The organism is Rhodococcus sp. MTM3W5.2 (assembly GCF_001984015.1).
GTDB lineage: Bacteria > Actinomycetota > Actinomycetes > Mycobacteriales > Mycobacteriaceae > Rhodococcus_G > Rhodococcus_G oryzae.
In genome coordinates this window covers 5146541-5165454 of record NZ_CP019572.1, presented here as the reverse complement: position 1 = coordinate 5165454, position 18914 = coordinate 5146541, and the positions used below count along the sequence as shown (strand labels likewise).

The following is an 18914-nucleotide window of genomic DNA, read 5'->3' as shown; positions in this document are numbered from 1 at the left end:
GACCACGGAACCGTCCACTGAGAGGGGGCACGGATCGTCGGTGCCCGACACGGAGAACGTCCGAAGGCCCTGAGTGCGAAGCGGATACTGCAAGATGAGGCCCATGATGGCGACGGTGGAGATCTCCGCTCGGGAAGCCGAGGTGCTCGCGTTGGTGGGGGAGCACCTCAGCAACGCCGAGATCGGCGCGCGATTGTTCATCTCGGTGCGAACCGTGGAGAGCCATGTCTCCTCGCTCCTGCGCAAGCTGGAGGTTCCGGATCGGCGGGCGCTCGCCCAGCGCGCGTCCGAGCCGGCGCGCGCCGACCGGTCGCACCCGACACCGGTCCTGCCCGCGCCGCTGACCTCGTTCATCGGCCGGAAGCGGGAACGGGCCGAGCTGACCGAGATGATCAAGAACGATCGGCAGGTGACCGCGGTCGGCCCTGGCGGAGTCGGCAAGACCCGGCTCGCGCTGACGGTCGCCGCCGAGCTGGCCGAGGAGTACTCCGACGGGGTGTGGTTCGTCGACCTGGTACCGATCACCAGCCCGGACATCTCGGTGGTCGCCGGCACGGTCGGCCTCGCGCTCGGCCTCGGCGAGCAGCCCGGCCGGGGCATGGACGAGTCGGTGGTGGCCGCGCTGGCGGACCGTCACGCCTTGCTGGTGCTGGACAACTGCGAACACGTGCGGGACGGGGTGGCACTCTTCATCGAACGGCTGCTCGCGGCCTGCCCACGAGTGACGGTGCTGGCGACCAGCCGGGCTCGGCTGATGGTGCCCTTCGAACGCGCGTACACGGTCCCGCCGATGTCGTTGACCGGTGACGGCGAATCGGACGCGGTCGCACTGTTCATGGATCGCGCGGCGGCGGGCGGATGGCCGCCGAATCATGCTCTGCGGGAACAGGTTGCCACGTTCTGCGGGGGTTTGGACGGGATGGCCCTTGCGATCGAGCTGGCCGCGGCCCGCTGGACCACTCTCGGGTTGGACGGCCTCACCGACGGGCTGTCCGACCAGCTCCGGATGCTCGCGGGCGGAGCCCGCACGGACGACCGGCACCGCTCGGTGCGGGCGGCGCTTGACTGGAGCCACGCCCTGCTGTCGCCGGACGATCGAGTGCTGCTGCGCCGGTTGTCGGTGTTCATGAAGTCGTTCACCGTCGCGGCGGCGGCGGAGGTGACCGCGTCCGAGAAGGGCGTTGTCGCGGACGGGCTGGCCCGGCTCGCCGAGCAGAGCCTGCTGGTGGTGATCGCGTCCCCGACCGGGACCGAGTACCGGGCGCTGGAAACCATCCGCCAGTACGGGATGGAGCGGCTCGTCGAGGCCGGTGAGCGCGACGAGGCCCGGTCCCTGCACCTTCGCTGGTGCCTGGCCGAGGCGGCGCACCTGGCGGTGGTCCGGGCGGACTGGCGGGCACGATTCGACGCGGTTGCCGACGACCTCCGCGCCGCCCTTGCGTGGGTGGCCGACCGGCCCGCGCAGCGCGCGGAGGCGTACGGCCTCGCCCGGCAGCTGGCGGAGCTGACCTTCACCCGTCACCTGATCGGCGAGTCCCAGCAGCGCTACGAGCAGGCGGCCGCGCTCGCGGACCAGGCGGCCGCCGCCTCGATGTTCCGGCAGGCCGCGGCGGTGGCCGGGTGCCGGATGCGGGGTGACGACATGTACCGCCTGAACCGGGCTGCCGCGGACGCGGCGCAGCGAGCCGGGGACACCGCAGGCGCCGCCGCCGACCTCGCGGCCGCCGCCACGAACGCCTACCGGTTCGCGAGCAAGTTCGTCCGGACCCTGCCGCCGGAGGAGGCGATCGCGCTCATCGCCGAGGCGAGCGAGCTGGCGGGCGATGACCAGGCCGCCAAGGCCGCGGTGGCGCTGGCCGAGGCCGGGAGGGGTCTCACCGAGGCGTTCGGTGCCGCCGAGGGCGCATCCGACGATGCCGTGGCGGAGACGATCGCCCGCGCCGAACGGGCGGTCGAACTCGCTCACCGCACGGGCGACCCCCTCGCCGAGTCCGCTGCGCTCGACACGCTCACCGGCGCCCAGAGCTGGTCCGGTGACGCGTTCGCGGCCGCGGCAACGGCCCGTCGCCGGATCACGCTGCTCGCGTCCGCGCCGCCGACTCCGACCGGCACCCACGAGCTGATCGACGCGCTCGGCGAGGCCACCGAGGCCGGACTCGGCGTGGGGGACCTGCCGGGTGCCCGCAGGTGGGCCAGGCAACTCGCGGATCATCCGATGCTGGCCGAGGTCGGCCATCGTGCGACGAGCCAGCTGCTGGTGGCCGACGCGTTGGCGGGCAATGTCGACGAGGTACTGACCCGCAGTGCTCGGTTCCTCGAGGCGTGGCAGCGGTCCGGCAGGCCCACCGGGTCGGTTCTCGGTGCGGCGGTGGCCGGTGTGGGGATGATCCACGGCCTGCGTGACGACGACGATGCGCGGCGCGAATGGGCCGAGGTCATGGATCAACTTGCCACCCCGGCGGAACAGGCCTACGGCTACCGGGCGGTCTACGACTCGATGCTGTTGCTGCACAACGGAGATGCGGGCGAGGCGCTGGAGCGGATGGCGCCGGAGCCCGGTGAGGTGTGGAGATGGGTCACGTGGGTGTGGCTGCACTGGTACGTGGCGCTGCGCGCCGAGGCCACCGTGCTCGCGGGCGGCCCCGATGCCGCCGATCGTCTGGCCGAGGCCCGGACCATCGTGGCGGGGAACCCCGTCGCCGGTGCCATCGTGGAGCGGGCCGAAGCGCTGCTCGCCCGGGACCGGGAGCGGCTGCTCGCCACGGCGGATGCCTTCGACGCCGCCGGTTGCCGCTATCAGTCGGCGCGGACAAGGGTGCTCGCGGGCGGTGACCACGCCGCCGTCGGGGCGGCCGCGCTCGCCGATCTCGGTCTCGCCCCGATGGCCACGACCCGGCAGCCGTGACGAGGCGGGTCCGCCTCGGTCAGGAACTGCCCGCCGAGGCGAGGGTGCCGACACCGAGGGCGGCGAGGATTCCCGCGCTGACGGTCTCCAGCCGTTCGGTCACCTTCGGCCTTCGCAGCAGCGCGACCAGGCGCGACGCGGCGACCGCGAACGCGCCCATCACCACCAGCGCCACGACGGCCTCGACCGCACCCAGGGTCATCGCCGAGCCGAAGGTCACCTGGTCGAGGAACTGCGGGACGACGGCGAGGTAGAACAGGCCCATCTTCGGGTTCAGGGCGCACGAGAGCACCCCGGCGCCGAAAGCGGACCCGGTCGAGGCCGCGACCGGTCCCGCCGCCGCGGGCCCTGCCGCGCGTCGCCGGAGCAGGGCGCGGACCCCGAGGTAGAGCAGGTACAGCCCGCCCGCGATCTTGACGACCCGGTAGGCGGACGCGGACTGTTCGAGCAGTGCCGCGACGCCGAGGGCCACCACCACGGCCCAGAACAGGCTGCCGATGGATACCCCGATGGCCGCGGCGACGCCAGGGCGGGTGCCGCCGATGCTGTAGCGGAGCACCAGGAACGAATCGGGTCCCGGCATGAGCGCGAGGAGCAGGCAGACGCCCGCGAAGCTGAGCAGGGTGGCGGCGGTCATGGCGACAGGAAACCGCGGATCAGGACGCGAATCAAATCGGCGTCAGGGGCGCAGCGCCGCGAAGTCGGCGCCGGTCATCTCGACGGACAGCTCCCACAGTTCCCGCGCCAGCTCCTGGTCCCGCGCGCTCTGGCTGCGCCCGCACCGGGCCACGGGTCCGCGCATGCCGCGCAGGCCCTCCGGGCCCAGGTAGTCGCCGTTCTCGACATCGGGCATCGTCGCGCCGTAGAGCTGGCTCAGCGCGCCGTCGGCCTCGCTGTTGACGACGATCCGCATGCCCAGCCGGGTGAGCGACGCGAGTCCGGGGATCGGCGGCAGCATCGAGTCGAAGAGGTTGGTCGCGGCCACACCGGGGTGCGCGCCGATCGAGATCAGCGGGCTGCCCGCGGCGGCCGCCCGCCGGGCGAGCTCGGCGCTGAAGATCAGGTTCGCGAGCTTGGACTGCCGGTACGCGGCCATACGCTCGTACGGGCGTCGTTCGAAGTTCGGGTCCTCGAGGTCGATGGTCCCGCCGTAATGCGCGATGCTCGCCAGGGTGACCACCCGCGGTGCCTCCGCCCGCAGGAGCAGCGGCAGCATCGCGTCGGTCAGCGCGAAATGGCCGAGATGGTTGGTGCCGAACTGGGTCTCGAAACCGTCGGCCGTCGTGCCCTGCGGGATCGCCATCACCCCGGCGTTGTTGACGAGCACATCGACGGACCCCACCGCCGCCGCGGTCTCCTCGGCCGCCGCCCGGACCGAGGCCAGGTCCGCCAGGTCGAGCCGGACCAGCACGTGTTCGGCCGTCGATCCGGCGGCGCGACCCGCCGCCCGGACCGATTCCAGCGCGCTCGCGGCGCGCTCGAGGTCGCGGCAGGCCAATACCACCCCGGCTCCCGCTCCCGCGAGCGCGGTCACGGCCTGCAGCCCGAGGCCGTTGTTGGCGCCGGTGACCATGATCGTCCGGCCGCGCTGGTCGGGCAGGTCCGCGACCCCGAACCGCGGCTTCACGAGCGGCGGCCGGGCCGCGCGCCCGGCGTCGATGACCGGGCCGGGGTCCTGTCGGTGGGATGCGGGCGGCTCGGATTCGGGCATGGCTTCTCCAGACGTTGCGGCGCGGTCCTCGTGCCCGACCCTACGGCCGCCCGCGCCACCACGCCCGGAGATGCGCTCAGCCGCGACCGAGTCGCTCGTCCGCGGCCGCGTGTGCGGCGGCCAGCGGGGTGATGCCCGCGCGCTCTGCCCGGTCGAACAGCTCGCCGAGGGTGCTGCCGATGAGGTTCACCCGGGCCAGGACCTCGTCGTAGCCCCGGTTCTCGCCGTCGGCCAGGATCGCGAACAGGGCGCCGCCCGCATTGGCGACGAAGTCGGGTGCCCACAGGATCCCCCTTGCGGCCAGGCGATCCGCGCCGTCCGGTCGTGCGAGCTGATTGTTCGCCGGACCCACGACAGCGCGGCAGTCGAGGCCGTCGATCACCTCGTCGGTGAGCACGCCGCCGACACCGGCAGGGACGAAGAGGTCCGCGGGCACGGCGGGGGCGTCCTCGGGCCGGACCCAGCGGGCGCCGAGCTCCTCGGCCAGCGCCTGCTTGCCGAGGTCGATGTCGCTGACGGTGAGAACGGCGCCCTCCGCGGCGAGCGTGCGTGCCAGCCGGGAGCCGACCTGCCCGAGCCCGCTGATCGTGACCCTCATGCCCGCAAGGCCGGAGCCGGGGAAGGCGCGATCGACCGTCGCGCGCAGGGCCGAGTAGACGCCGACCGCGGTGGGCTCGGCCGGTTCGCCGATCCCGCCCGCGGCGGTGGGCAGGCCGAAGACGTGCGCGGTCCGTTCCCGGACGATCTGCATGTCGGCCGCGCTGGTGCCGACATCCTCGGCGGTCCGGTAGCTGCCGCCGAGTCCGTCGACGATGTCGGCCAGGTCGAGCATGGCCGCGCGGCGCCGGTCCCCGTCGAGGACCTCGCCCGGCGCCAGGGCGATCACGGACTTGCCGCCGCCGGTGTCCAGGCCCGCGACCGCACACTTGAGGGTCATCGCGGCGGACAACCGGAGCGCGTCCTGCATGCCGTCCTGCCAGTCCGGGTACTGCCACACCCGGCAGCCGCCGAGCGCGGGTCCCAGCCGGGTGGAGTGCACGGCGACGGTGATCGGGAGGCCCGAGCGCGCACCGGCCTCGAGGGCGACGTGTTCGTGGTCGAAACCGCCGTGCGGGGTGCGGGTGACGGGTCGGGCTTCCAGGGTGGTCATCGTTGACGTCCTTCCGATAGCTGGGCTGGGTGGCGCTCAGTGCAGTGTCGAGGTGTGCTGTGTGTCGCCACTACAGTCGATATGGCTGGCAGAACAGTCAATAGTGAGATTTCTGGCTGATCACTGCGATCAGTAGGCGGTGGTGACTCGGGTCACTGGTGTGACGTAGCGCTCAGTTGTCCACCGATCGGCGGACCCGAGGTTCCACCGGCGGACCCGCCGATCGGCGGACAGACACGAGCGGCGCCCCCGACGAGAGTTGATTGCGTACCCGAACCCCAGGAAAGGGAATCGCATGACGACAACACAGGCGCCGCCGCAGCTCCGGCGGGTTCTGTTCATCGGAACCCCGGCGGCCTTCGTCGAGACCGAGCGGTGGGTCGCGGCGCACGGTCTGGAGTCCACGCGGACGCTCGGCGACGACCTGCTCGTCGCGATCGCCACCGAGGACGTGCTCGACGGGATCTGCTCGGCCGCCGACGCGGCGGCGGTGCAGCACGTGCGCGCGCTGGGGGTGCCGTGCATTGGGGTGGCTCCCACCGTGCCGGTGCTGTCCCTCGCGGCCTATTTGATCTGACCCAAAGGGGCTGCACACCAAGGTATTCCATTCGAAACAGAAGAAGCCATCGGGCGTCAGGGGCCGGCTCGCGGATCACGCGAGCCGGTCCTTGCTGTTGACAAGCCGCAGCCCGGGCTGCCATCCTCGCCGTAGGTCATGAGTGCCAGCAGATAGCCCCGGCTTGCTGGCCGGCAACCCTCCACCGCGGTGGGGTGCCCCGGGTGACGACCTGGCTGCGGTCCAACACCGGACCCGGCAAGCGCGGGCTCGTTGTCTTCCACAAGCACACGGGTCCCTGACCGAGGGATGTCTGATGACTGCTGTTCTCACCGCCACCGCCACCGCCACTGCCACCGCCGTTCGCTTCGCCGAGCGCTGCACCGACCGGCCGTTCGCCGAGGTCTCCGGGGCCGACCTGGCCGTCCCGCTGTCCGGAGGCGGGACCTGCACCTACGCGAACTTCGACTACGCGGCCAGCGCGCCTGCGTTGGCTCAGGTCACCGCGCGGGTGCAGGAGCTGTTGCCCTACTACGCCAGCGTGCACCGGGGTGCCGGGTACGCCTCGCAGGTGTCCACCGCCAGCTATGAGGGAGCCCGCGACGTGGTCGCCGGTTTCGTCGGGGCCCGGTCGGACGACGTGGTGGTGTTCACCAGGAACACCACCGACTCGCTGAACCTGCTCGCCGGCTGTGTGCCCGGTGAGACCGTCGTCCTCGACATCGAGCACCATGCAAATCTGTTGCCCTGGAAGAAGAACGGAGCGCGGGTCGTCCGGTCCGCGGACACCGTAGCCGAGACGGTGGAGCGGATCGTCGCCGAACTGTGCAGCAAGCCTGCCGCGCTGCTCGCCGTCACCGGCGCCTCCAATGTCACCGGCGAGGTACTGCCGATCGCCCGGCTCGCCGAGGTCGCGCACGCCTGCGGGGCGCGGATCCTCGTCGACGGCGCCCAGTTGCTGCCGCACCGGCGGGTGGACATCGCCTCGCTCGGCGTCGACTACCTGGCCTTCTCGGGGCACAAGCTGTACGCGCCGTTCGGGGCGGGCGCACTCATCGGCAGGCGGGACTGGCTGGACGCCGCCGAGCCGTACCTGGTCGGCGGCGGCGCCACCCGCGACGTCTCGGCGGAGGGTGTCGACTGGGCGCAGGCCCCGCAGCGGCACGAGGCGGGCACCCCCAACGTGCTCGGCGTCGCGGCGCTCGCGGCGGCCTGCACGGCGTTGGCCGGACTCGACGCGGAGGCGTCCGAGCTGCACGAGCGTGCCCTGTGCGCTCGGCTCGTCGACGGGCTGCGCGGCATCGACGGCGTCGAGCTGCTCCGGATCTGGTCCGACTCGCCGGATTCGGTCGGCATAGTCACCTTTGCCGTCGACGGATTCGCGCCCCGCGAGGTGGCGAGCTACCTCTCGGACCGGCACGGCATCGGGGTGCGCGACGGCCGGTTCTGCGCGCACCCGCTGCTGGCCCGGCTCGGCAGGCCGGACGGTGCGGTCCGGGCGAGCCTCGGCCTTGGCAGCCACGCCGCCGACGTGGACCGGCTGGTCGCGGCGCTGCGGGAACTGGTGGACGGCCGCCGCCCCGCCACGGGCCTCGCCGGGTAAACTCGCGCCATGGCACCCCTGACGACCGTGGCGACTGACGCCCGGTGGTGCCGTCGGCATGTGGATCTCTGCCGTACCGCGTCGGGCATGTGTCTGGGCTGAGCTCGCCCCCAGCTCACCAGCTCGCACGCATCTCTCGAGGAGACCCATGTCCATCGATTCGTCTTTCCGTACCCGGCCGCTGCATGTCGCGGTCGAATTGTCCGGCGCCGGTCACCACCCGGCGTCCGCGGCGCACACCGACTTCCGGATCCCGCTCGGGCTCACCGACTACTGGGTGGACCTGACCGCACCCGCGGACCCCGACGCGCAGCTCGACCTGGCCGCGGTTCCCGGCACCGTCGTCCGCATCCGAGCGCACGACCTCCGCGGTGCACAGCAACAGCGTGACAGGATCCGGGCAGACGCCGCGGCCGATGGCCGGGACCCGGACTCGGTCACGGTGCTGCTCGACGTCGAGGTGCTCCTCGGCGATGATTCGCGTTCCGCGCGAAGAGAACTGGCTCTGCTCGACGGTGGGCTCCTGGATGTGCGGGTGCCCGACTCGATCTCCTACGTCGGGACGGCATCCGGTCTGGCCGGGCTCATCGCCGACATCCGCGCGGCGGGCGTCGCCGACGGGGTGACCCTGCTGCCGCTGGTCCTGCCCCGCGTGCTGGACCGCGTGGTGGACGACGTGCTGCCACTGCTGCACGAGCGCGGCGTCACCCGCCCGTCGGCGGCGCTCGGCGAGGTGCTCGGGCAGTTCGGGTTGACCTCCGGCAGAAGCATTCTCGCGTCATAGCGGGCATCCGACGGCGGGAGCCATCGTCCGGTCACGCCGGTCGATGGCTCCCGCCGTTTGCCGGTCAGGCCGCCGCGGTTTCCGTGATGATGCGGACCCGGGGGTCGGGATCGAAGCGGTAGCCGGTGCCGCGGACGGTGGACACCAGCCAGCCGTAACGCCCGAGCTTCATCCGGACCCGGGAGACGTGGACGTCCACGCTGCGACCCGCCCGCTCGCGCTCGCCGAGGGTGCCGCTCAGCTCGAGCAGCCGACGCCTGGAGACCACCACCCGCGGCCGCCGGGCCAGGTGGGAGAGGATCTCGAACTCGGTGTGGCTCAACGAGACCGGCTCGCCGCGGGTGAACACCTGCCGGGCCGGGAGATCGATGACCAGCGGAGCGTCGATGGCCGTCGGCTTCGGGAGAGCGGCGGCAGGCGCAGGCGCGGTGTCCATCCGGGCCCGGGTGCTGACGCCGGGGAGGAGCTCCTGCGCGGTCGCGCGGAGTGCGTTTGCGAGGGCGACCAGCTGCTGCCGGTCGGTGGATCCGGTGTTGCTGAACTGCAGGGTGAGGATCAGGTCGGGATTCGAATCCCGCTGTCCCAGTGCGGAATCAACCATGGGTAACTCCCAGTTTTGAGTGTGTTGGTGTGCGCCGGTCGTGGTCAACGACAGCTGCGACACTCACTCCGAACGGGGGAGGTGACGGTGGGGGTGGGCATGGTGATGTTCGCCGCCGGGATCATTCGCCGAGCGGGGTCGGGCGGAAGTACCGGCCGTCGTGGTACAGCAGGGGAGCCGCTGCTGCCTCCGCGTCGTCCTCGTCGTGCACGCGCGTGACCAGCCCGATCACCAGCGTGTGGTCGCCGATCGGGATGAGCTGGTGGACGGTGGTGCGCAACCAGATCGGGGTGCCGTGCAGCACCGGCTCGCCGGTTTCGAGGCGCTTCCACAACGATTCGTCCGCGAAGCGCTGGTCGGCGCTGCGCGAGAACCGCTGGGCGAGATGCTGCTGGTGTTCGCCGAGCAGGTGGATCACCAGCGAGTCCGCTGCGTGCAGCGCCTTGATGCTCGAGGAGTTGTGCGCGATGTTGAACGAGACCAGCGGCGGGTCCAGCGAGATCGACGCGAAGGAGGTGGCGGTGAAGCCGACCGGGCCAGCCCCGGCGTCGAGCGTGACGATGGTGACGCCCGCCGGGTAACGGCGCATCGCCGCCCGGTACTGGTCGGCGGTGATGCCGATCGGGTCCTCGGGGGTGGCCGCGTTGGGCAGGTTCTCGAGTGGCTGTGACAACGGATTCTCCGGATCTTCGGCTGCGTGAGAAGCACGCACTACGGGTGCGTGCCGACGAGTCGGATCAGCGCGGACACCGGCTCGCGGAGGTGCGGCACAGGTCGACGTGTCGTCGGCTCCACACTCCGTCAGTCACTTCGCCTCCAGGGATCTGTTTCGCCCACTATAAGACCCGGGTCAGTCGACGTCGATGGCCAGCCCGGCCGTGATGCGGAGCAGCTCGGAGAAGGTGGTGCGGAACACGGTCGCGGGATGGCCGGCAGCCGCCCACAGTTCGGGGTATTGCGCGAGCGCCGCGTCCACGTACGTGGGCAGGTTCGTCGGGTGCCCCACCGGGGCGACGCCGCCGATCGGCTGGCCCGTCACCTCCCGGACCGTGTCGGCGGGTGCCCGGGTCAAGGTGCCCTCGAGTCTCTTGCCGGTGTGCTCGATGTCGACCCTGTGGGCGCCGGAGACCAGCAGCAGGATCGGGTCGTCGTCGAGCAGGAACACCAGTGACTTCGTGATCGCGCCGACATCGACCCCCAGCGCGGCGGCGGCCGCCTCCGCGGTGTGGGTCGACTCGTCCTGGGTGACCACCACGCCGTGATGGCCACGGGAGATCAGGACGCGCGCGACGTGGGCGGCGTTCGGGTGCAGGAGCCTGGCCATGCCCCACAGTAGGACCGGCGCGGCGGCCGCGCACGGCATCCGGGCCGACGTGTCGCGGCCCTCACGCCGTTGCGGCCGCGCGCCCGGTGTTCCTGGCGGCGAAGCCGAGCATCAGCGCGACCCCGACCACGGTGTAGATGGCGAGCGTGACGATCGGCTGACCGACTCCGGTGCCCTGGAAGTACACGATCGACCGCACGCCCTCGGTGCCTGCCCCTGGGGTGATCCAGCGCCCGATGGCGGCGTAGAAGCCCGGCAGCACGTTGGACCCGAAAGCGCCTCCTGCGCTCGGATTCCCGAGCACGACGAAGATCAGGATCGCCAGCGGCACCGCCAGGATCCCGACGGCCGCCCGCAGCCCCATGGTGAAGATGCCCGTCGCGAAGACCACGCCTGCACCCAGCAGTGAGAGCGGCAGCAGGTGGCCGGTGAAGGTGCCGAGCAGGTGCGTGGTGATGAGCGCGCCGAGGAATCCCGAGACGGCGGCGTACCCGGCCATGATCGCGATGTGTTTGCCCGCCTCCCGCAGGGTGCTCGGCGCGCCGATGAGCAGTCCGATGGCGGCGGCGAGCAGGTAGCCGCCCACCACCCAGCCGAGCGAGAGGTAGAAGCCGGACAGGCCGCGGTTGTCGTGCACCGCGACCGGCACCTCGTCGCGGACGACGAACGTGCGGTGCTTGACGGTGTCGACCTCGGTGAAGATGCCCTCGAGCGCGGTCGCAGCCGAACTGCCCGCGGCGTTGGCGGTGATGAGGGTGTCGGTGCCGGTGGGGCTGATGACGTAGGCGCCCATGATCTCGCGGTCCCGGATCATCGAGCGCGCCTCGTAGGTGTTCGCCGCCGTGCGCGCCTCGACCGGGTGGCCGTCGATGCCGTTGAGCTCGTCGGTGACCTGCTGGCCGATCCCGTCGGGCAGTCCGGACTCGGTGACCACCGCGATCGGGATGTCGCGCGGGGTCGGCTGGTGGAACGCGGCCACGTAGCTGGTGATGAAGCCGAGCTGCAGCAGCAGCACGCCCAGGACCACCGCGACCATGATCTGCCGCGGGCTGTAGCGGTCGGTCGGGCTGGTGGACCGGTGCGGTTCTGTGGTCGTGGTCGTCATGGCTTCCTTGCTCTCGCGGCGCATCCTTGCCGATACTCTCGGTATTGAATACCGTAGGTATCGTGAACGAGGTAGGTCAAGGGAGAGCTGCGTCACCGCCGGGCCCGCTCGCCCGGCCAGGACGCGACGTGGTGCGCCAACGGCTGATCGACGCGGCCGCCGAGGAGTTCGTGGAGAACGGCTTCGCCGCCGCCACGCTTGCGGACATCGCCCGCAGGGCGGGGTTCACCAAGGGCGCTGTGTACTCGAACTTCGAGTCCAAGCAGGACCTGTTCGCGGAGCTGTTCGCGCAGCGGTCCCTCGAGCTGGCAGGGCGGGTGCTCGCCGAGATCGCGGGGCTCAGTCCCACCGCCGCCGCGGGTCGGGGCGGCGAGACGATCAGCTCCTGGCTGGTCTCCGACCCGGGCTGGGCGTTGCTCGTGCTCGAGTTCGGCCTGCAGGCCGCCAGGGACCCGAAGATCGCGCAGGCCTACCTGCGCGAGCGGCGGCACCTGCGCGGCCAGCTCGAGGAACTCATCGCCGAGCGGGCATCGGATTGGGGTGTCGGGCGGCGCCTCGACGCCCGCAACACCGCGATCACGCTGATGGCGCTGATCTCCGGGCTGATGCTCGAGCACGCGGTCGACCCCGAGCAGGTCGACAGGCGCGCAGTTCAGACGGCGGTGTCAGCGCTGTTCGCCGGGGCGATCGCGAGCGCCACCCGCGGTTGAGCGGGCCCCTCACGGGGTCACTCAACCGCGGCGCGGCGGTCAGTACACCGATACCGGCGGGCGCCGGTCGGCCCAGGGCATCGCCCGCTCGAGGTCGCCGGCCAACGCCAGCAACGTCCCCTCGTCGCCGTACCGGCCGACGAACTGCATGCCGATCGGCCAGCCCCGCGTCGACTGGGCGAGTGGGAGCGAGATGGCGGGGTGCCCTGTCGCGTTGAACAGCGCCGTGAACGAGGCGTACTCGAAGATCCGGTCGTACCAGCCGCGTGCGTCCAGCGCGGGGTCGTCGGCGTCGAGGCGGCCGAGCGGGATGGTCGGTTGGCTCGTCGTGGGCGTCAGCAGAACATCGAACCCGGTGAGGAACCGTGCGACCTCTCGTGTCACGGTGTTGAACACCCGCTCGGCGGCGTAGATGTCGAAGGCGGACAGCGTCTTTCCGTGCTCCACGCATGCGAGGGTGGTCGCCTCGAGGTGTTCCCGTCCTGGGGTCAGGCCCAACTGGGCCGCGGCGCCCGTCACGGCATCGCCGAGGAAGCTGCACCAGGCGTCGAGGTTTGCGCGGTCGAACGCCGCGGAGTCGATCGACGGCGCCGCCTCGTGTACCTCGTGGCCCAGCTCCGACAACTGCTGCGCGACCATCTGGACCGCGGCCGCGCTCTCCGCGTCCACCGCGCGGTCCGGGTCGGCGGGCGTCGTGGTGAAGGCGATCCGGAGCCGCCGAGATCCGGTCCGCGCCAGCTCGGCGAAGGGCCGTTCCGGTGCGGGGAAGAGGTAGCGGTCGCCCGGCTCGGAGCCGTGCACGGCGTCGAACAGCGCTGCGCAGTCGCGCACGCTCCTGGTGATCGCGAACTCGACGCCGAGACCCATGAGTGGATCGGCGAAGTCCGGCCCCGCGGTGATCCGGCCCCTGCTCGGTTTGAGGCCGACGGCCCCGCAGGCCGCTGCCGGGATCCGGATCGACCCGCCGCCGTCGTTGGCGTGCGCCATCGGCAGTGCGCCCGCGGCGACCAGCGCGGCCGAACCCCCGCTGGAGCCGCCCGCGCTACGGGTGAGATCCCACGGATTGCGGGTCGGGCCGCCGTAGGCCAGCGCCTCCGTTGTGGCGTTGAAGCCGAACTCGGGCGAGGTGGTCGTCGCCATCGTGGCCAGGCCGGCCCGGCGGAAGCGGGCCATCAGGTGGGTGTCGTACGGATAGACGGCACCCGGGCCGAACAACCTGCTGCCGCTGCGGGTCGGGACACCCGCCGCATGCGCGATGAGGTCCTTGATCGCGAACGGGACTCCCGCGAAGACCCCCGTCTCGTCGCAGCCGAGCGGGGCCTCGTACCGCTCGCCGGCGATCGCGGACAACTGCGGATCGATCTTGTCGAGCGCCTGTCCTGCGGCCGCCGCGACCTCTGCCGCGCTGACCTGCCGGTCGCGGATCAGGGCCGCCAGGCCCGTCGCGTCCTGTGCCGCGTACTCACCGATGTCCATCCGGTCCTCCTCGTGGTGGTGTGGGTTCCGCGGACGGTAGGGCGGGCCGGTGCTCTCGGCCTCCGTCGTTCTGCGGAGGCGTGAATCGCGGTGGGCGCGGCCGGGGCGGGGCATACTCCTGCCATGAGTACGTCGTCCGCGCGTGAGCGTCTGGGGGCCGCCGTGCGTCTGCGCGCGGAGGTCGGTGCGGGTGCTCGGGCTCCGGAGGCCGGCCGGTTGCTGTTCGCATTGCGCGCCGCGGTCCCGCACGATCACGCGGCGCTCTCCCGTTGGGACCCGATGCGGCGGCAGCACCTGACCTCGGCCAGCTTCGGCTATTCGCCGGAGGCGGCCAGGACACTGAACGAGCGGATGCAGGATCTGTCCCTGTTCGCCGATCTGCAGCAGAACCGGATCCCGCTGCGGCTGCACGACATCGAGCCCGGCCGCAGGCACGGGGCGATCTTCGACGATGTCATCGGGGTGCACGGCTACCGGGACGGGCTCAGCCATTGCCTGTTCTCCCCGGACGGGCGGTACGTGGGGATGCTGAACCTGAGCACCTACGCGGAGGGCGGCGTGGACGACCAGTCGCTCGCGCTGGTCTCCCTGCTCGCCGAGACGCTGGCGGAGTCCATCGATCCGCTGGCAAGCACAGAGGGCGGCCGGGTTCGCGTCGAGCCCGGCGAGGAGGCCTTCGTGGTGGACGCCGTGGGTCGGCCGTGGCCGGTCACCGCGGGCGCCTCGCCGCGTCTGCTCGGCGCGGGGAGCCATGGCGGGATCAGTGCGCGGCCGGCGCGGAGTTCCGGATCCTGATCGTCGACGGGGAGGTGTTCCGGGTGCGCCTGGAGTCGGTCCGGGCGGGCACCCTTGTCCGGTACCGCGGCGTCGAGGCCCCCGCGGAGTTGACCCTGCGCGAGCTGGAGGTGTTGGTACTCGTCTCGGGCGGGCGATCGAATGCCCAGATCGCCGCCGCCCTCGGCGTCGGCGCCGCCACCGTGGCCACCCACGTCGAGAACATCTTGCGAAAGACCGGCTCGCCGAATCGGACGGCGGCGGCAGTGTTCGCGACGAGGGTCGGGCTGAGCGCGGTGCCCGCGCGTCAGTAGTCGAGGTAGCCGCCCTCCGGGCCGAGCATCCGCTCGATCCGGCTCCGGTTGATCTTCGCGAGCTCGCCGAGCATGGTCTTGAGTTCGGTGTCGGGGAGTTGCCCAGCCGATGGGTCAGGTCGTCGAGCAGGTCGGTGGCATCTCGACCGGCGGCACACCAGAGGTAGACGTGACCGAACCTCTCCTCGTAGCGGGCGGTTGCCTCCAGCACCGCGGACATGGTGGCCTCGTCGGGCGCCCAGACCGCGCACTGCTCCTGGCTCGAGGCCGTGGTCTGGGCCCGGCGGCCGATCCCGGGGTGACACTCCAGCGCCCGGTCGATATCCGCCTCGGACAGCTCGAACAGCTCGGAGTCCGCCGCGGTGAGCAGCTCGAGGTGCGATCCGTACGGCCTGCCCGCCGCGACATGCCGGGCCCAGGTGGCCGAGCAGCAGCACTCGAACAGCGCGTGCACCGCGCCCCGCTCGGACAGCGCATTGAACCTGTCGAGCCCGATCCCCTGATGCATCAACATGGCATCTCCGATCTCGCCCGGCTCCTGAAAGCCGATTCTGCGCCTCAGTCTGACCCCGGAAAAGACCCCGCGGGTGGAGTTTGCGCAGCCTTAACGTGCGCCGCCGGGGATTGTTACTCTTGAGTAATGACCGAGCAGACCTGGAATGCCTTCACCGTCGAGCGCAAGGACCGCGTCGCGCAGGTGACCCTCATCGGGCCCGGCAAGGGCAACGCGCAGGGTCCAGATTTCTGGCGTGAGCTGCCGCTGATCTTCGCCGAGCTGGACGCCGACCCGGAGGTGCGGGCCGTGGTCCTCGCCGGAGCGGGCAAGCACTTCTCCTTTGGCCTCGACCTCGCGGCGATGGCCCCGATGATGGCGCCGGTCCTCGGCGACAAGGCGCAGGCCGCACCGCGGACCGCCTTCCACGAGGACATCAAGCAGATGCAGCGCTCGATCAACGCCGTGGCCGACTGCCGCAAGCCGGTCGTCGCGGCCATCCAGGGCTGGTGCATCGGTGGCGCCGTCGACCTCGTGACCGCGGCCGACATCCGTTACGCCAGCGCGGATGCGAAGTTCAGCATTCGCGAGGTGAAGGTCGCGATCGTCGCCGACATGGGCACCCTCGCCCGGCTGCCCGCGATCATCGGCGACGGCCACCTGCGCGAGCTCGCGCTCACCGGCAAGGACATCGACGCGGCGCGGGCCGAGAAGATCGGCCTGGTCAACGACGTGTTCGCCGATGCCGACGCGGTCCTGGCGGCCGCACACGCCACCGCAGCCGAGATCGCCGCGAACCCGCCGCTGGTGGTGCACGGCATCAAGGACGTGCTCGATCACCGCCGTTCGGCCGGTGTGGACGACAGCCTGCGGTACGTGGCGGCCTGGAATGCGGCATTCCTCGCCTCCGAGGACATCGGTGAGGCCATGGCCGCGGTGTTCCAGAAGCGCACCCCGGACTTCCAGGGGCGCTGACCCCCTTCCCTCCGATGGTGGAACCCTCGTCCGGCCGAACCGGACGGGGGTTCTCGTCATTGTCGCTTGCCCAACGGCGGACCCCCGTCACATACTTGCGGCCGGAAACTAGTTGAGTGACGCAAGCATTGGGGCGCGGGATGCGAGACGAGATCGAGCCATACGCCGACGAGATCGGCAATTTCCTGGTTCGGCTGCAGCGGGTGCGGGAGCGGACCATCGCCCACGCGAAGTCCACCGACGGGATCGACCCGGCGGCCTACGGCTGCCTGTTCCGCCTGCTCAAGGACGGCCCGATGCGGTCGGGCGCGCTGGCGGAATCGATGTACACCGACCCGTCGACAGTCAGTCGCCAGGTGGCGCAGCTCGTCGAACGCGGGCACGTGCAGCGCCAGGCCGACCCCACCGACGGCAGGGCAAGCGTGCTCGCCGTCACCGAGTCCGGACGGGCCGCAGCGGGCCGGATCCGCGCCCTGCGCAACGAGCGGCTCGGGATGATGCTCGGTGAATGGTCCATCGAGGACCTGCAGGACTTCGCGCGCCTGATGGACCGGTTCGTGACGGACTACGAGCGGATGCGTCCACTGTTCTCACCCGAGCGGAGCCTGCGGAGCGAGACTGACGCAGAGCGGAGCCTGCGGAGCGAGACTGACGCAGAGCGGAGCCTGCCAAGCGACAGCGGCTCGGAGCGGGGTGTCCGATGACCAAATCGCCCGAACACACCGCCACCGCCCCCGCACCCGCTGCAGGAGAGTTCACACACCGCGAGATCCTGGTCATCCTGAGCGGACTGATGCTGGGCATGTTCCTGGCCTCGCTCGACCAGACCATCGTCTCGACGGCAATCCGGACGATCGCCGACGACCTGCAGGGTTACGCGCTGCAGGCCTGGGTGACCACGGCGTACCTGATCACCGCCACGCTCTCCACCCCGCTGTACGGCAAGTTGTCCGACATGTACGGCCGCAAGCCGTTCTTCATGGCCGCGATCGTCATCTTCGTGCTCGGCTCGCTGCTGTGCACCCTCGCCCAGTCGATGTACGCGCTGGCCGCGTTCCGCGCCTTCCAGGGCCTCGGCGCGGGCGGGCTGATGTCGCTGGCGCTCGCCATCCTCGGCGACATCGTCGGTCCGCGCGAGCGCGCCAAGTATCAGGGCTACTTCCTCGCCGTCTTCGGCACGTCCAGTGTGCTGGGTCCGGTGCTCGGCGGCCTGCTGGCCGGCCAGGAGACCATCCTCGGAATCGACGGCTGGCGTTGGGTTTTCCTGGTCAACGTCCCGATCGGTGTGTTCGCCCTTGCGGTCGTCTCGAAGGTGCTGCACCTGCCGAAGGTCCGGCGTCCCGGGGTTCGGATCGACTGGTGGGGTGCGCTCGTCCTCGCGATCGGCATTGTCCCGCTGCTGGTGGTCGCCGAGCAGGGGCGCGAATGGGGCTGGGGCAGTAGCCTTTCGATCGCCTGCTACGTCATCGGTGTGCTCGGTGTGCTCGGGTTCATCTTCGTGGAACGGGGGATGCGCGACGCCGCGCTGATCCCGCTGCGGATGTTCCGCAACTCCACCTTCGCGATGGGCGTGGTCATCTCGATCGTCGTCGGTGCCGCGATGTTCGGCGGCATCACGTTGCTGCCGCAGTACCTGCAGGTGGTTCGCGGGTCGAGCCCCACGTTGGCGGGCATGCAGATGCTGCCGATGGTGCTCGGGCTCATGGCGGGCTCGATCATCTCGGGTCAGCGGATCTCGAAGACGGGGCACTACCGGGCCTACCCGCTGATCGGCGCCTCGCTGCTCACCCTCGGCATGTTCCTGCTGCACTTCGTGCACGCGGATTCGCCGCTGCCGCTGGTCATGGTCTTCATGGCGATCACCGGGTTCGGTCTTGGCAACCTGATGCAGCCGTTGACGTTGGCGATCCAGAACGCGCTGCCCCCGCAGGACATGGGGGTGTCGACGGCGGCCGCGACCTTCTTCCGCCAGATCGGCGGCACCCTCGGTGTCGCGGTGTTCCTGTCGATCCTGTTCACGCAGCTGACCCCGAACATCAGCGACGAGCTGCGTTCGGCCGCCAAGGATCCGGCCTTCCAGCAGGCGGTCGTGGACGGACTGCACAGCGCGAACCCGGCCGATGTCGCGCTGTCGACCGGGCTGGCGAGCCAGGACGTCACCTCGGCCGGTCGGGTCCTCGAGGACAGCTCGATCATCCAGCAGCTCAGCCCGGCGCTGGCCCAGCCGTTCAAGGTCGGGTTCTCCGAGTCGATGTCGACGGTGTTCCTGTCGGTGACCGGCGTCGCGCTGGTCGGACTCGTGCTGGTCTTCTTCTGGAAGGAGGTCCCGCTGCGCACGGCAGGGGGCCTCGCGGCCTCGGCGGCCGCACGGAAGGAGAACGGCGACGGCGAGGAATAGGCCGACGCGTGCATGGAGTGGTCTCACCCGGCTAC

Annotated in this window: 20 protein-coding genes, 1 pseudogene and 1 riboswitch; of the genes and pseudogenes, 11 read left to right on the top strand and 10 right to left on the bottom strand. The window is 71.1% G+C overall.

The annotated features are described in order from the left end of the window. The first annotated feature begins 103 nt into the window (after positions 1–103). Complete coding sequence (locus BTZ20_RS23550; RefSeq protein ID WP_077043936.1) at positions 104–2905, top strand: ATP-binding protein; 2802 nt, start codon at positions 104–106, stop codon at positions 2903–2905. Positions 2906–2924: 19 nt separating this feature from the next. Here the strand turns inward: BTZ20_RS23550 and BTZ20_RS23545 are convergent, their stop codons facing one another. The 3 genes from BTZ20_RS23545 to BTZ20_RS23535 all read right to left on the bottom strand — a co-directional run bounded on the left by BTZ20_RS23545 (position 2925) and on the right by BTZ20_RS23535 (position 5766). Beyond that, positions 2925–3542 carry a LysE family translocator gene (locus tag BTZ20_RS23545; protein WP_077043016.1) on the bottom strand — a complete coding sequence of 206 codons (618 nt, stop codon included), beginning with the start codon at positions 3540–3542 and terminating at the stop codon, positions 2925–2927. Positions 3543–3584: 42 nt separating this feature from the next. Continuing rightward, positions 3585–4616, bottom strand: a complete 1032-nt coding sequence (locus BTZ20_RS23540) for an oxidoreductase (protein WP_083742817.1) — start codon at positions 4614–4616, stop codon at positions 3585–3587. Between the two features lie 76 nt (positions 4617–4692). After that, positions 4693–5766 carry a Glu/Leu/Phe/Val dehydrogenase family protein gene (locus BTZ20_RS23535; protein ID WP_077043015.1) on the bottom strand — a complete coding sequence of 358 codons (1074 nt, stop codon included), beginning with the start codon at positions 5764–5766 and terminating at the stop codon, positions 4693–4695. 295 nt (positions 5767–6061) lie between these two features. Here BTZ20_RS23535 and BTZ20_RS23530 point away from each other — a divergent pair, with 295 nt between their 5' ends. The 4 genes from BTZ20_RS23530 (at position 6062) to BTZ20_RS23520 (ending at position 8709) form a co-directional block, all read left to right on the top strand. Beyond that, the gene (locus tag BTZ20_RS23530; protein ID WP_077043014.1) at positions 6062–6343 is read left to right on the top strand and encodes a hypothetical protein; all 282 of its coding nucleotides are present in this window, start codon (positions 6062–6064) and stop codon (positions 6341–6343) included. A 134-nt stretch (positions 6344–6477) separates the two neighbouring features. Beyond that, a riboswitch (SAM riboswitch) is annotated at positions 6478–6593 on the top strand. A 45-nt stretch (positions 6594–6638) separates the two neighbouring features. Continuing rightward, positions 6639–7925, top strand: coding sequence for an aminotransferase class V-fold PLP-dependent enzyme (locus tag BTZ20_RS23525; RefSeq protein WP_077043013.1), 1287 nt, complete (start codon positions 6639–6641; stop codon positions 7923–7925). 9 nt (positions 7926–7934) lie between these two features. Continuing rightward, positions 7935–8027, top strand: a complete 93-nt coding sequence (locus BTZ20_RS30000) for a putative leader peptide (protein ID WP_411269095.1) — start codon at positions 7935–7937, stop codon at positions 8025–8027. Positions 8028–8073: 46 nt separating this feature from the next. Then, a complete protein-coding gene (locus BTZ20_RS23520; RefSeq protein WP_077043012.1) occupies positions 8074–8709 on the top strand; it encodes an LLM class flavin-dependent oxidoreductase in 636 nt (211 codons plus the stop codon). 64 nt (positions 8710–8773) lie between these two features. Here the strand turns inward: BTZ20_RS23520 and BTZ20_RS23515 are convergent, their stop codons facing one another. From BTZ20_RS23515 to BTZ20_RS23500, 5 genes are all read right to left on the bottom strand, one after another. Beyond that, on the bottom strand, positions 8774–9310 hold the full coding sequence (locus BTZ20_RS23515; protein WP_077043011.1) for a winged helix-turn-helix domain-containing protein: 537 nt from the start codon (positions 9308–9310) through the stop codon (positions 8774–8776). A gap of 121 nt (positions 9311–9431) precedes the next feature. Further along, a complete protein-coding gene (gene dszD / locus BTZ20_RS23510) occupies positions 9432–9983 on the bottom strand; it encodes an NADH:FMN oxidoreductase DszD (RefSeq protein ID WP_077043010.1) in 552 nt (183 codons plus the stop codon). 64 nt (positions 9984–10047) lie between these two features. Further along, positions 10048–10107: a putative leader peptide gene (locus BTZ20_RS29995; protein ID WP_374102921.1), complete on the bottom strand. Its 60-nt coding sequence runs from the start codon at positions 10105–10107 to the stop codon at positions 10048–10050. Between the two features lie 53 nt (positions 10108–10160). Next, the gene (locus tag BTZ20_RS23505) at positions 10161–10634 is read right to left on the bottom strand and encodes a YbaK/EbsC family protein (RefSeq protein WP_077043934.1); all 474 of its coding nucleotides are present in this window, start codon (positions 10632–10634) and stop codon (positions 10161–10163) included. Positions 10635–10695: 61 nt separating this feature from the next. Next, complete coding sequence (locus BTZ20_RS23500) at positions 10696–11739, bottom strand: ABC transporter permease (protein WP_083742815.1); 1044 nt, start codon at positions 11737–11739, stop codon at positions 10696–10698. A 131-nt stretch (positions 11740–11870) separates the two neighbouring features. Here BTZ20_RS23500 and BTZ20_RS23495 point away from each other — a divergent pair, with 131 nt between their 5' ends. Beyond that, complete coding sequence (locus BTZ20_RS23495) at positions 11871–12449, top strand: TetR/AcrR family transcriptional regulator (RefSeq protein ID WP_077043932.1); 579 nt, start codon at positions 11871–11873, stop codon at positions 12447–12449. 39 nt (positions 12450–12488) lie between these two features. Here the strand turns inward: BTZ20_RS23495 and BTZ20_RS23490 are convergent, their stop codons facing one another. Next, positions 12489–13925 (bottom strand): amidase, encoded by a 1437-nt coding sequence (locus BTZ20_RS23490; protein WP_077043009.1) that lies wholly within the window; start codon positions 13923–13925, stop codon positions 12489–12491. Positions 13926–14048: 123 nt separating this feature from the next. On the opposite strand from BTZ20_RS23490, the gene BTZ20_RS28675 reads away from it, so the two are divergent. Both BTZ20_RS28675 and BTZ20_RS28670 read left to right on the top strand, forming a co-directional pair. Further along, positions 14049–14720 (top strand): hypothetical protein, encoded by a 672-nt coding sequence (locus tag BTZ20_RS28675; protein ID WP_223263889.1) that lies wholly within the window; start codon positions 14049–14051, stop codon positions 14718–14720. 23 nt (positions 14721–14743) lie between these two features. Next, complete coding sequence (locus BTZ20_RS28670; RefSeq protein WP_223263847.1) at positions 14744–15013, top strand: response regulator transcription factor; 270 nt, start codon at positions 14744–14746, stop codon at positions 15011–15013. A 148-nt stretch (positions 15014–15161) separates the two neighbouring features. Here BTZ20_RS28670 and BTZ20_RS23475 read toward each other — a convergent pair. After that, positions 15162–15521 (bottom strand): annotated as a pseudogene (locus tag BTZ20_RS23475) (2-oxo-4-hydroxy-4-carboxy-5-ureidoimidazoline decarboxylase); the annotation flags it as partial. Between the two features lie 132 nt (positions 15522–15653). Here BTZ20_RS23475 and BTZ20_RS23470 point away from each other — a divergent pair. The 3 genes from BTZ20_RS23470 to BTZ20_RS23460 all read left to right on the top strand — a co-directional run bounded on the left by BTZ20_RS23470 (position 15654) and on the right by BTZ20_RS23460 (position 18879). Further along, the gene (locus tag BTZ20_RS23470; RefSeq protein ID WP_077043006.1) at positions 15654–16481 is read left to right on the top strand and encodes a crotonase/enoyl-CoA hydratase family protein; all 828 of its coding nucleotides are present in this window, start codon (positions 15654–15656) and stop codon (positions 16479–16481) included. Between the two features lie 116 nt (positions 16482–16597). Next, positions 16598–17185, top strand: coding sequence for a MarR family winged helix-turn-helix transcriptional regulator (locus BTZ20_RS23465; RefSeq protein ID WP_223263485.1), 588 nt, complete (start codon positions 16598–16600; stop codon positions 17183–17185). Then, complete coding sequence (locus tag BTZ20_RS23460; protein ID WP_077043005.1) at positions 17182–18879, top strand: MDR family MFS transporter; 1698 nt, start codon at positions 17182–17184, stop codon at positions 18877–18879. Before BTZ20_RS23465 ends, BTZ20_RS23460 begins: the two co-directional genes overlap by 4 nt. Positions 18880–18914 lie beyond the last annotated feature (35 nt).

What these genes read in the sequence shown, in the direction of transcription:
- BTZ20_RS23550 (WP_077043936.1), top strand. Translation starts at nt 104, where the DNA reads ATGATGGCGACGGTGGAGATCTCCGCTCGGGAAGCCGAGGTGCTCGCG.
- BTZ20_RS23545 (WP_077043016.1), bottom strand. Translation starts at nt 3,542, where the DNA reads ATGACCGCCGCCACCCTGCTCAGCTTCGCGGGCGTCTGCCTGCTCCTC.
- BTZ20_RS23540 (WP_083742817.1), bottom strand. Translation starts at nt 4,616, where the DNA reads ATGCCCGAATCCGAGCCGCCCGCATCCCACCGACAGGACCCCGGCCCG.
- BTZ20_RS23535 (WP_077043015.1), bottom strand. Translation starts at nt 5,766, where the DNA reads ATGACCACCCTGGAAGCCCGACCCGTCACCCGCACCCCGCACGGCGGT.
- BTZ20_RS23530 (WP_077043014.1), top strand. Translation starts at nt 6,062, where the DNA reads ATGACGACAACACAGGCGCCGCCGCAGCTCCGGCGGGTTCTGTTCATC.
- BTZ20_RS23525 (WP_077043013.1), top strand. Translation starts at nt 6,639, where the DNA reads ATGACTGCTGTTCTCACCGCCACCGCCACCGCCACTGCCACCGCCGTT.
- BTZ20_RS30000 (WP_411269095.1), top strand. Translation starts at nt 7,935, where the DNA reads ATGGCACCCCTGACGACCGTGGCGACTGACGCCCGGTGGTGCCGTCGG.
- BTZ20_RS23520 (WP_077043012.1), top strand. Translation starts at nt 8,074, where the DNA reads ATGTCCATCGATTCGTCTTTCCGTACCCGGCCGCTGCATGTCGCGGTC.
- BTZ20_RS23515 (WP_077043011.1), bottom strand. Translation starts at nt 9,310, where the DNA reads ATGGTTGATTCCGCACTGGGACAGCGGGATTCGAATCCCGACCTGATC.
- BTZ20_RS23505 (WP_077043934.1), bottom strand. Translation starts at nt 10,634, where the DNA reads ATGGCCAGGCTCCTGCACCCGAACGCCGCCCACGTCGCGCGCGTCCTG.
- BTZ20_RS23500 (WP_083742815.1), bottom strand. Translation starts at nt 11,739, where the DNA reads ATGACGACCACGACCACAGAACCGCACCGGTCCACCAGCCCGACCGAC.
- BTZ20_RS23490 (WP_077043009.1), bottom strand. Translation starts at nt 13,925, where the DNA reads ATGGACATCGGTGAGTACGCGGCACAGGACGCGACGGGCCTGGCGGCC.
- BTZ20_RS28675 (WP_223263889.1), top strand. Translation starts at nt 14,049, where the DNA reads ATGAGTACGTCGTCCGCGCGTGAGCGTCTGGGGGCCGCCGTGCGTCTG.
- BTZ20_RS23470 (WP_077043006.1), top strand. Translation starts at nt 15,654, where the DNA reads ATGACCGAGCAGACCTGGAATGCCTTCACCGTCGAGCGCAAGGACCGC.
- BTZ20_RS23460 (WP_077043005.1), top strand. Translation starts at nt 17,182, where the DNA reads ATGACCAAATCGCCCGAACACACCGCCACCGCCCCCGCACCCGCTGCA.